The 10,592-nt window shown below is 43.8% G+C and carries 6 protein-coding genes; 5 read left to right on the top strand and 1 reads right to left on the bottom strand.

Translation table 11 applies throughout. From position 1 onward, the window contains the following. Nucleotides 1-70 precede the first annotated feature (70 nt). The gene (locus L1D50_RS09225; protein WP_239965933.1) at nucleotides 71-1,258 is read left to right on the top strand and encodes a hypothetical protein; all 1,188 of its coding nucleotides are present in this window, start codon (nucleotides 71-73) and stop codon (nucleotides 1,256-1,258) included. Between the two features lie 89 nt (nucleotides 1,259-1,347). Continuing rightward, nucleotides 1,348-3,192: an ABC transporter ATP-binding protein gene (locus L1D50_RS09220; RefSeq protein ID WP_239965932.1), complete on the top strand. Its 1,845-nt coding sequence runs from the start codon at nucleotides 1,348-1,350 to the stop codon at nucleotides 3,190-3,192. On the opposite strand, the gene L1D50_RS09215 is transcribed toward L1D50_RS09220, so the two are convergent. Continuing rightward, nucleotides 3,176-3,778, bottom strand: coding sequence for a TetR/AcrR family transcriptional regulator (locus L1D50_RS09215; protein ID WP_128728210.1), 603 nt, complete (start codon nucleotides 3,776-3,778; stop codon nucleotides 3,176-3,178). The two genes, L1D50_RS09220 and L1D50_RS09215, sit on opposite strands and share 17 nt — an antisense overlap. 418 nt (nucleotides 3,779-4,196) lie before the next feature. Between L1D50_RS09215 and L1D50_RS09210 the strand changes: the two genes are divergently transcribed. The 3 genes from L1D50_RS09210 (at nucleotide 4,197) to L1D50_RS09200 (ending at nucleotide 10,493) form a co-directional block, all read left to right on the top strand. Beyond that, nucleotides 4,197-5,369 carry an efflux RND transporter periplasmic adaptor subunit gene (locus tag L1D50_RS09210; protein ID WP_239965931.1) on the top strand — a complete coding sequence of 391 codons (1,173 nt, stop codon included), beginning with the start codon at nucleotides 4,197-4,199 and terminating at the stop codon, nucleotides 5,367-5,369. 4 nt (nucleotides 5,370-5,373) lie between these two features. Beyond that, nucleotides 5,374-8,547 carry an efflux RND transporter permease subunit gene (locus L1D50_RS09205; protein WP_128728212.1) on the top strand — a complete coding sequence of 1,058 codons (3,174 nt, stop codon included), beginning with the start codon at nucleotides 5,374-5,376 and terminating at the stop codon, nucleotides 8,545-8,547. Between the two features lie 227 nt (nucleotides 8,548-8,774). Further along, nucleotides 8,775-10,493, top strand: a complete 1,719-nt coding sequence (locus tag L1D50_RS09200) for an AMP-binding protein (RefSeq protein ID WP_239965930.1) — start codon at nucleotides 8,775-8,777, stop codon at nucleotides 10,491-10,493. The last annotated feature ends 99 nt before the right edge of the window (nucleotides 10,494-10,592 follow it).

The following is a 10,592-nucleotide window of genomic DNA, read 5'->3' as shown; positions in this document are numbered from 1 at the left end:
GATTTGATTCAGCCCTGCGCGCTTTTATGCTATTAATATAACCGTAATAAACCGCAAGGAGTGGATTCAGGTGTTACGTATAAAGTGTTCAACGGTAGCCATTTTTTTGGCATGTTCCCTGTTAAGTACAAAACTAATTGCCAATTCAGATAGCAATCCAGCATCATTAATATTTGCCGTCAACACAGACAAACGTGTGTACGAAAATACACAGTCTCTTGAGGCTCAGTTACCTATCCGTGGGCGTTTAGACAGTAGCTCAGCCAGTATTCAATATGCAGCGACTTACCATTCTATCGTTGGTAACTATTTTGAAGCGGAAAAGCTCATTTCAGGTGTGATTAGCCCTGACATGCTATTAAATGACTATCGCTTGGTTCCTGCTCTGGAAGTCATCAAGCAAAAATCGATGAAAACTCGTATCACTATGGTGAATGAAGCGTACCATAATGCCAAACATCGTGCGTTAACAATCGCCCTGCTTCAACCTTTATACGATCAAGGGTATCGCTACCTCGCATTAGAGGCACTGTCCTCCCAAACTGATGTTGAGCAGCAGGTAAACAAACATGGCTTTACCACATACGACCATGGTATCTACACGATGGAAGCGACATTCGCCAGCTTAATATTTGAGGCAAAAACAATTGGCTATGAAATTATTAGCTATGATAGAGAATCGCAAGACAATAGAGCTAAAGTTGCCGCGTTAGAATTACAGGAAAAAGTATTTAATAGCAATCCCGATGCAAAGCTACTGATCCACCTTGGTTTCTCACAATTGGACGAGCAAAAACAATTAGCGAGTGAGTTAAAACAGCAGTTGCAGGTCAACCCACTGACGATAGACCAAGTTAGACTATCTGAAGTTCATTCTGAAACTGGCGATGGACCATTATTGCTTGAACGAGTAACTAGTACTTCACAACACTACTCTTCTGATCCTGAACGCTTTGATTTATCCGTTACTTGGCCAAAAACCATTCATGTCGAGAACCGCCCAAGCTGGATATCATCTACTTTTAGGCTGAAAAAACAGCCACTGAGTATCTGTAAACAAACTTTTCCTTGCTATCTAGAGCTGGCTTTTTTTACTAAGGAATCTAATAAGCTCGTTCCTATTGATAAAATAACGATAGAAAAACCGCTTGAGCAAGTCCATTTAAAACATTACTCAGCCCCGTTAACGCTCAGTAGCTACAATGCAATTACAGGTGAGCTAATCGCCCAAAAGCGACTCAATAATAAACAATTATAATTACTCGTGCAATTTAAGCACCAATCTGTGACTCGCGCATTTCATACTATCAAGGTAGACTAGCTGCTGAACAAATTTAGGGATCATCCATGTATCGAGTATTTGAACGCTTTACCAAACCGTTTCCCGAGCAAGAAGTTGGTCAGCCACCACAAGGTTTGTTGGCTTTCTGTCGCTTCTATACTAAGGGAATGGAATTACCTTTGTTATTTATGTCGCTAAGTGCTGCAATCCTCGCAATTTTGGAAGTAACATTATTTGGCTTTATGGGTGATTTAGTTGACTGGCTCTCCACTTACACACCGCAAACTCTATTTGAAGCCAAACAAGCTGAGCTAATTAGAATGTCTGTGATCACGTTAGTGGCGCTGCCACTATTAGTCTTTTTTCACAGCGCCATTTTACATCAGAGTTTATTGGGTAATTACCCAATGGCTATTCGCTGGCAGGCACACCGCTACTTGCTAAAGCAGTCTATGACATTCTATCAAGACGAGTTTGCTGGACGAATTGCAACTAAAGTGATGCAAACCGCCCTAGCCGTGCGAGAATCAGTCATGAAGTTACTCGATGTGCTGGTTTATATTTTAGTGTACTTCACCGCAATGCTCGCGCTTGTCGCAAGCAGTGATATACGTTTGATGATCCCGCTGGTTGTCTGGCTTGGCTGCTATATCTGTTTTCAATTCTATTTCGTTCCTAAACTAAAACGTGTTTCTAGTGAGCAGGCTGACGCACGCTCGGAAATGACAGGGAGGATCGTTGATAGTTACACCAATATTTCAACTGTAAAGCTTTTCTCTTACACTAAACGAGAAGAAGAATATGCCAAAGACAGCATGGATGTGTTTATTCAACCTGTATATAAGCAAATGCGCCTAGCAACTAGTTTAAACGTTAGCATTCAAGCCCTAAATTATCTTTTGGTATTTTCCGTCGCAGCACTTTCAATCTACTTATGGTCTTTTAATGCGATAACCGCTGGTGCAATCGCAATTACTGTGGGATTAGCCTTACGCTTAAATGGTATGGCACAGTGGATAATGTGGGAAATTAGCGGCCTATTCGAAAATATTGGTACAGTTGCAGACGGCATGAATACGCTCTCAAGACCGCTTGATATTGTTGATCAACAAACTGCGCCGCAGTTAGATTTTAAAGCCGGAAAAATCGACTTTTGTAACACTACCTTTGCTTATAAACGTAAAGATGCGGCGAAACAACATAATGTCATCGACAACCTTAACCTGCATATCAAACCCGGTGAGAAAATTGGCGTAGTTGGTCGCTCAGGTGCGGGCAAGTCGACCTTAGTGAACTTATTACTGAGATTCTACGATACCGACGGCGGCAGCATCGAAATAGATGGCCAAAATATTGCTAAAGTAAAACAGGAAAGCTTACGACGTCATATCGCCATGGTGACGCAAGATACTTCTTTGCTCCATCGCAGCGTGCGTGACAATATTCTTTATGGCCGCCCTGATGCATCAGAAGACGAGCTAATTGCCGCAACAAAAGAAGCGCAGGCTTATGATTTTATCCAAGACTTGGAAGACAGCCACGGTAATACTGGGTTTGACGCTCAAGTGGGTGAGCGCGGTGTGAAATTATCAGGTGGCCAACGACAACGTATCGCCATAGCCCGTGTATTATTAAAAAATGCGCCAATTTTAATTTTAGACGAAGCGACATCAGCTCTAGATTCAGAGGTCGAACAAGCTATCCAAGAGAGCTTAGATGCATTAATGGAAGATAAAACCGTTATTGCGATTGCCCATAGATTATCTACAATTGCGCAAATGGACAGGCTAATCGTAATGGATGAAGGTCGGATCGTAGAAGAAGGAAGCCATCAATCCTTGCTAGCCTTAGATGGTATATACGCCAAACTGTGGTCTCATCAAACCGGTGGGTTTATTGGGGTTGAGTAACACCGTTACAAAATAGCGCGACCGCTTTTTCAACCAATATGTCAAGCTCTGCTTCTGGAAGCGGAGCTTGCCATTTTATTGCACGCTCCCAATAGCCTAGCTTCTTCAGTGCTCCCCAGAAATAAGCAGCAGCAAAGTCCCCTTTGAAACTTCCCAAACAGCCTGACCTCGCCGCATCTTCAAACCACTGGTTCATTGCAGCTTCGCAGTTACTAAACTTCTCATTAAGGTTTTGTGCTTGCTCAAAGCTGCGCATCGACTCAATCATCACAATGCGCGATAAACGCATATAATCTTCATCATTCAGTAAAGTCATTGCACTTTTCGCAAGGTGTTGCAGCTGAACTGCAAAGTCATAGTTTGGAATAAACTGTATCGCAGTGATGGGTTTTATCCGCTCAATCAACAACTCGACGACGGCATCAAATAGTTCGTCTTTGGTTGAGTAATGTTTGTATAGCGTTCGCTTAGAAACTTCTGCAGATTGACTGATCGACTCCATCGTCGTAGCCTGCAGGCCTTTTTGAGCGAATTCTTCTATCGCCGCACATAAAATTGACTGCTGTTTTGGTGAAAGTTGCGTCATCTACTTATTCTGTCTTTAATTAATAGTGGGAAAAGCGAGCCATCGATAGCTGCTACTCACATGGTCAGTTGCATACCAAGAACTACTTCTCTATCTCTAGATAAGCCTTCTTCGTAATAAATCAACATTCCCTTTATTTTAATCAATAAAGTCGTTAATAAAAAGTACACATGATCGTATACCTAAACCGAAGAAAAGTACACGCAACCGTTTACCTTTTATTTCTTTAAGTATACACTACCGTTTACTTGTTTAATTGTCGAACAAATAGCCTTTACTTTGGTGTGGTTAAGGTATGAAATGAACTCACTTGACTGATTGCATCCAGTTGAGTGTGCATTATAAAAGGCAAATTGCAAGGTAGTTCCCCGTCAAAGTCGGGGCAGCATAAAATGATAATATAGGAATTGGAGTGTTCATGTATCCAGCATCAATACGCAGTCGTGTTAAACACCTATCTTTTTTAATGCTCACGTTAGGCACTTTGTCTGCGTGTTCAGAAGCACCACAGCAAGGAGGGCAAGCAATGCCACCTGCGCAAGTGAGTGTACAACAAGTTACTACTCAATCAGTGCCTTTCGATATCGAACTTCCAGCCACTCTCGCGGGTGATAAAGAAGTAGAAATTCGTTCTCGGGTTTCTGGGATCATCGAATCTCGCAACTTTGAGGAAGGTCAGTTTGTAAAAGCTGGTCATTCGCTATTTACCATTGAGCTTAAACCATTTGAATTAGCGGTAGATAAAGCGCAAGCAGCACTTCAGGCAGCGAAAGCAAACGTTGACCAAACTAAGCGAGAAAGTGAGAGACTTGAGCGTTTAAAGAACGAACGCTCAGTGTCAAAGCGCGACTTTGACAATTCAGTGTCTGCTTACGATATTGCAGTTGCGAATTTAGAATCTGCAAAAGTCGCGTTGAGTGAAGCTAAGCTGGATCTTGAATATGCCAAAGTTGAAGCGCCAGTATCTGGGATTGTCGGTCGCGAACTGATGTCAGAAGGTAGCTACGTTTCTGGTCCAAGTGTACTTTTAACCGAACTTACCGATATCAGCACGATGCGCGCTCGATTTGGCTTTTCCGAGCGTGAGCAATTGGCAATGCGCCAAGATGTGGAAAACGGCTCCTTAGCCCTGCCAGAACATAATGAGTTTGATACCACAATTATTCTGCAAGATGGTTCGCTTTACGGACAAGCAGGTAAAGTAAACTTTAGCGACGTTCGCGTAAACCGCTTTACGGGTACCAGTGAGTTACAAGCTCGTATCCCAAATGAAAACGGCGAACTAAGACCTGGCCAGTTTGTGCGAGTTAAGCTCTCAGGTGCAGTACGCAATAACGCTATTGTTCTGCCGCAAAGAGCGGTACTAGATAATGGCACGGGTAAATTTGTGTATATTGCCACTAAAAATGAACAAGGCACAACAGTTGCTCTGCCCGCACCTGTCAAAGTTGGTGAATGGGTCAAGCTTAATGGTGAAAATATGTGGGTTATTCGCGAAGGCCTGAAAGAAGGACAACCCGTTATTGTTGAAGGTATGGCGAGGATCTTTTTTCCTGGCATGCCGGTGTCTGTGAGCGAGCAAGGGGAATAATCTGATGTTCTCCAAATACTTCATTAACAGGCCTATTTTCGCCTTTGTTATTTCTATCGTGATAGTGCTCGCAGGTCTTGCTGCAATGCGCAGTTTACCAGTTGCACAGTATCCCGAAATCGCACCACCTCAAGTAGAGGTCAGAGCGGTATATCCAGGTGCATCAGCAGATGTATTGGAACAAACTGTTGCAACCCCCATCGAGAACGCGATTACCGGTGTTGAAGGTATGATGTATATGACATCAACCAGTACTAACTCAGGCGTAACAACTATTGCAGTAACTTTTGAGATAGGAACAGATGTTGATCAGGCCGCTGTCGATGTTAATAACCGTGTGAAGCAAGTAGAAGCTCGTCTCCCTGAAGAAACAAGACGCCAAGGCGTGGTGGTTCAAAAGACCTCTTCTAACTTCTTGCAAGTGCATGCGTTTTATTCACCAGATGGAACTCGAGATAGTCTCTGGACATCTAACTATGTCACCATGAATATTCTGGACCGCGTCAAGCGTATTCCAGGGACGACTAACGTGCAAATCTTTGGTGCCAAAGACTACGCCATGCGTATTTGGCTGCGTCCGGATATTATGAGTCAACTGCAAGTCACAGCAGATGAAATTTCAGGCGCAATTAGAGAGCAAAACTCTCAATATGCGGCAGGTAGTATTGGTGCCACTCCAACTTCTCAAGACGCACAATCGCTAGTTTACAGTGTTACTGCAAAAGGACGTTTATCGACGGCTGAAGAGTTCGAAAATATCATCGTTCGTGCAAACCCTGATGGCTCAACACTGCGCCTTAAGGATGTTGCTCGCGTAGAGCTTGGCTCAAAAGACTATAACTTCCAAGGTACTATTAACGGTAAGGAAGCGGTATTACTCGGTGTATTCTTGCAACCGGGCGCGAATGCGCTTGACGTAGCTAAAGCAGTAGAGGCTGAAATTGAACAGATCAAACCTCAGTTCCCTACCGGTCTTGCTCACGTAAACTCTTACGACACCACACGCTTTGTAGAAGTCTCAATTCGAGAGGTGTTAAAAACGCTTGGTGAAGCAATGATCTTGGTATTCTTAGTGGTTTACCTGTTCTTGCAAAACTGGCGCGCAACGCTAATTCCAACGCTTGCAGTTCCGGTCTCGTTACTTGGTACATTTGCAGGTCTCTATATGCTCGGTTACTCGATTAACACCCTTACGCTGTTCGGCATGGTGTTATCGATTGGTATCGTGGTAGATGACGCCATTGTAGTACTTGAGAATGTCGAACGGATCATGCATGAGCAAGGCTTGCAGGCTAGAGAAGCAGCGGTTAAAGCGATGCAGGAAGTAAGCGGCCCCGTAGTCGCGATTGTATTGGTATTGTGTTCAGTGTTTGTACCTATCGCTTTCCTAGGCGGGTTAACAGGCGAACTATTCCGCCAATTTGCGATCACAATCTCCATCTCTGTAAGTTTATCCGGTGTGGTTGCATTGACGATGACACCAGCACTTTGTGTATTGCTGCTTAAGCACGAGCACAAACAAGATGCCAAGTTTTTCTTGTGGTTCAATGACTGGTTCCATCGTGTAACCGGACGCTATGTTGGCGCGGTTAGCTTTATGGTCCGCCGTGGTTTTGTGGGCCTAACACTAATGGCAGCCATGATTGGTGCTACGGTATTCTTATGGCAAAAAACGCCAAGCTCTTTAGTACCTGATGAAGATCAAGGTTACTACATGATTGCTGTGTTCTTGCCTGATGGTTCTTCACTAGAGCGCACCGCTAAAGTGGCAGATGAAGTAATTGCTGCTGCAAAATCAAACCCAGCTAACGAAAACGTCGTGGCGTTTACGGGGATGGATTTCATCGGTGGTGGCTTCAAAAATAGCGCTGCGACTATGTTCGTGACGCAGACACATTGGGATGAACGTGATGTGTCGGCGAAAGAACTTGTTGGTGAGTTATTTATGAAAACTGCGCATATTAATGAAGCACTAGTGCTAGCGTTTAACCCACCGCCAATTTTCGGCTTGGGTACAACAGGCGGATTTGAAGTCTTCTTGCAAAATAAAGGCGGCTCTGATCCTGCTAAATTGAAGCAAGGTATGCAGATGATCATGGCTGAGGCGCAAAAGAGCCCTATCCTTACTGGCATTCAAACGCTATGGCGTCCTGATGCACCACAGCTAAAGGTGCATATGGATCGTGAACAAGCGCGTGCCATGGGGGTTAATATTAATTCTGCGTTTAACGCACTTGCAGCCAATTTAGGTAACTACTACGTCAACGACTTCAATAAGTTTGGTCGTGCATGGCAGGTGATTATGTCAGCAGAAGCCGAGTTTAGAATGACACCGGAAGATGTTGGACGTATATACGTGAAAAACAATCGCGGCGAAATGGTACCAATTTCGGCATTTACGGATGTTGAGTATAGTCGCGGTCCAGAAACCATGAATCGTTACAATAACCTATCGGCTGTGAAGCTAATGGGCGAAGCTGCACCTGGTTATAGCTCAGGTCAAGCTATCGCAGAATTTGAGCGTATCGCCAACAAAGTGCTACCACCAGACATGACGTACGAGTGGACGGGTTCTGCATTCCAAGAAAAGCAAAACTCTGGCACAACCGGTATTGCTCTAGGTATGGCTGTGATCATGGTATTTTTGATCCTCGCAGCACTCTATGAGCGCTGGTCATTGCCATTCTCAGTTATGTTAGCGCTGCCGTTTGGTACTTTTGGTGCATTGGTCTCAATCTGGATCGCTGGGCTAACCAACGACGTTTACTTCCAAATCGGTTTGGTTACCCTACTTGGCCTTGCCAGTAAAAATGCCATTCTTATTGTCGAGTACGCACTCATGAAGTATCAAGAAGGGTGGAGTCCGGCAACCGCAGCCCTTGAAGCGGCAAGACTGCGTTTTAGACCTATTATCATGACTTCACTTGCTTTCATACTCGGTGTTGTTCCACTGGTGATGAGTTCAGGAGCTGGCGCAGGAGCAAGACACAGTGTAGGTACTGGCGTAATGGGTGGTATGCTCTCGGCTACCTTCCTCGCAGTATTCTTCTTGCCACTATTCTTCTATTGGCTAATGGCAAGACGGATGTCAGAGAAGCGTTCTAAACAAGAACTTTCAGATGAAATCGCGAAGCATCATAAAGATGAGCATGTCGATACAGATGAAGGATTAGCTTAACAACATCCCTTAAGTTAAACCACAAAACGCCTGAATTTTCAGGCGTTTTTTATATGTCTGATAAAGCTACTACCACCTTTCCACTCTCTCGCCATCACACATTTTATCACTAGCCATTAGTCGTAATTTTATGCTTTTCGTCCAATCGCACTTGATTTTGTCGACAATTAAGTTATCACTGATAAAGCATAATGATAAAAACTAGAGATCAACAGCAAGGACAAGACATGACAACAAAGAGCCAAACTTTAAATGTAAAAGCACTTACAAAGAGTTACTTCAAAGGCCCCCAAGCAGAACCATTAACTCAACTCACTATAGGGCAATATTTAGAGCACATTGTCGACAATTATCCTGAAAAAGAAGCCATAGTTGTTTCTCATCAATCAGTTCGCTTAAATTATCGTGAGTACCTCGAAAAAATCAATCAACTTGCCGCAAGCCTTTTAGCTGTGGGAATAAAACCAGGGGATAGAGTTGGAATTTGGTCACCAAACAATCTCGAATGGAGTCTTGTGCAATTCGCAACCGCAAAAATTGGCGCGGTCATGGTGTGCATTAACCCCGCCTACCGCCCGAGCGAGCTTGAATACGTGCTAAATAATGTTGAATGTAAAATGCTAATCATGGCGAAATCATTTAAACACAGTCATTATGTAGACATGATAAGAGAGCTGGCTCCAGAGTCCTATGACAGCATGTTTGGCGAACTATGTTCAAAGCGTCTACCATCGCTCAAGCAGATTGTGCTGATTGACGAGGATAGTGAACCCGGTCTAATGAATTTCAGCACCTTGTTATCTAAAGCAAACGATGCCCACCATCTTGAGGCAACTGCAATTGCTGCCAACCTCAGAGCCAGTGACGCTATCAATATTCAATTTACTTCAGGTACCACTGGTAACCCAAAAGGCGCCACCCTCACCCACAATAATATCCTCAATAACGGATTACTCGTCGCCAATGCCATGAAGCTCACGGAGCAAGACAAGCTTTGTATTCCCGTACCACTTTATCATTGTTTTGGCATGGTGCTAGGTAATCTCGTTTGTATCAGTAAAGGGGCGTGCGCTGTATTCCCTAACGATAGCTTTGATCCACTTATCACTTTACAAGTTGTTGAACGCGAAAAATGCACCGGACTTCACGGTGTGCCGACTATGTTTATCGCACAATTAGAACACCCAGACTTTACGCAGTTTGATTTGTCTTCGCTGCGCACTGGAGTGATGGCAGGTTCGACCTGTCCAGAAAAGGTCATGCGCCAAGTTCAAACCCAAATGCATATGACCGATGTACTCATTGGTTATGGGCAAACCGAGTGCAGCCCAATCAACAATATTACCGAAATAGACTCGCCTGTTGAGAAACGCGTACAGACAGTTGGTCGCGCTATGCCACATACCGAGGTAAAAATTATTGATGAGCTCGGACATATTGCCCCAATAGGTACGCCTGGTGAAGTATGTGCTCGTGGATATTGCGTAATGAAAGGATATTGGCAAGACCCTAAAAAAACGGCAGCAACCATTGATGACGATGGCTGGCTACATTCTGGCGATTTAGGGGTAATGGACGACGAAGGTTTCGTTAGCATCGTCGGCCGCATAAAAGACATGATCATTCGCGGTGGCGAGAATATTTATCCTAGAGAAATTGAAGAGGTACTTTATCATCATCATGATATTCAAGATGCTGCGGTATTTGGGATTAAAGATGACAAATACGGTGAAGAGGTATGTGCTTGGGTTCAACTTAAGCCCAATCATTATATTTCGGAGGAAGATATTCGTATCTTTTTAAAAGATAAACTCGCCTATTTCAAAGTACCAAAACATATCAAGCTCGTTGAAAATTATCCGATGACGGTCACAGGCAAACTACAAAAGTTCAAAATGCGAGAGCAAATGGAAAGTGAACTTGATGCATTTGCCGAATCTCAGTAACTAAGATGAGTAAGTGGTGAGCAATATCCTAGCTCACCACTTACGTAGCTCTTACAACGCTTTTGAAAACTTTGCTCTGTAAAAATCACACCCACCACT

The organism is Pseudoalteromonas sp. Isolate6 (assembly GCF_022398435.1).
Taxonomy (GTDB): domain Bacteria; phylum Pseudomonadota; class Gammaproteobacteria; order Enterobacterales; family Alteromonadaceae; genus Pseudoalteromonas; species Pseudoalteromonas galatheae.
This window is presented reverse-complemented; position numbering and strand designations above follow the sequence as displayed.

Excerpts from the sequence above, each read along its gene's own strand:
- L1D50_RS09200 (WP_239965930.1), top strand. The coding sequence starts at position 8,775 with ATGACAACAAAGAGCCAAACTTTAAATGTAAAAGCACTTACAAAGAGT.
- L1D50_RS09220 (WP_239965932.1), top strand. The coding sequence starts at position 1,348 with ATGTATCGAGTATTTGAACGCTTTACCAAACCGTTTCCCGAGCAAGAA.
- L1D50_RS09205 (WP_128728212.1), top strand. The coding sequence starts at position 5,374 with ATGTTCTCCAAATACTTCATTAACAGGCCTATTTTCGCCTTTGTTATT.
- L1D50_RS09215 (WP_128728210.1), bottom strand. The coding sequence starts at position 3,778 with ATGACGCAACTTTCACCAAAACAGCAGTCAATTTTATGTGCGGCGATA.
- L1D50_RS09210 (WP_239965931.1), top strand. The coding sequence starts at position 4,197 with ATGTATCCAGCATCAATACGCAGTCGTGTTAAACACCTATCTTTTTTA.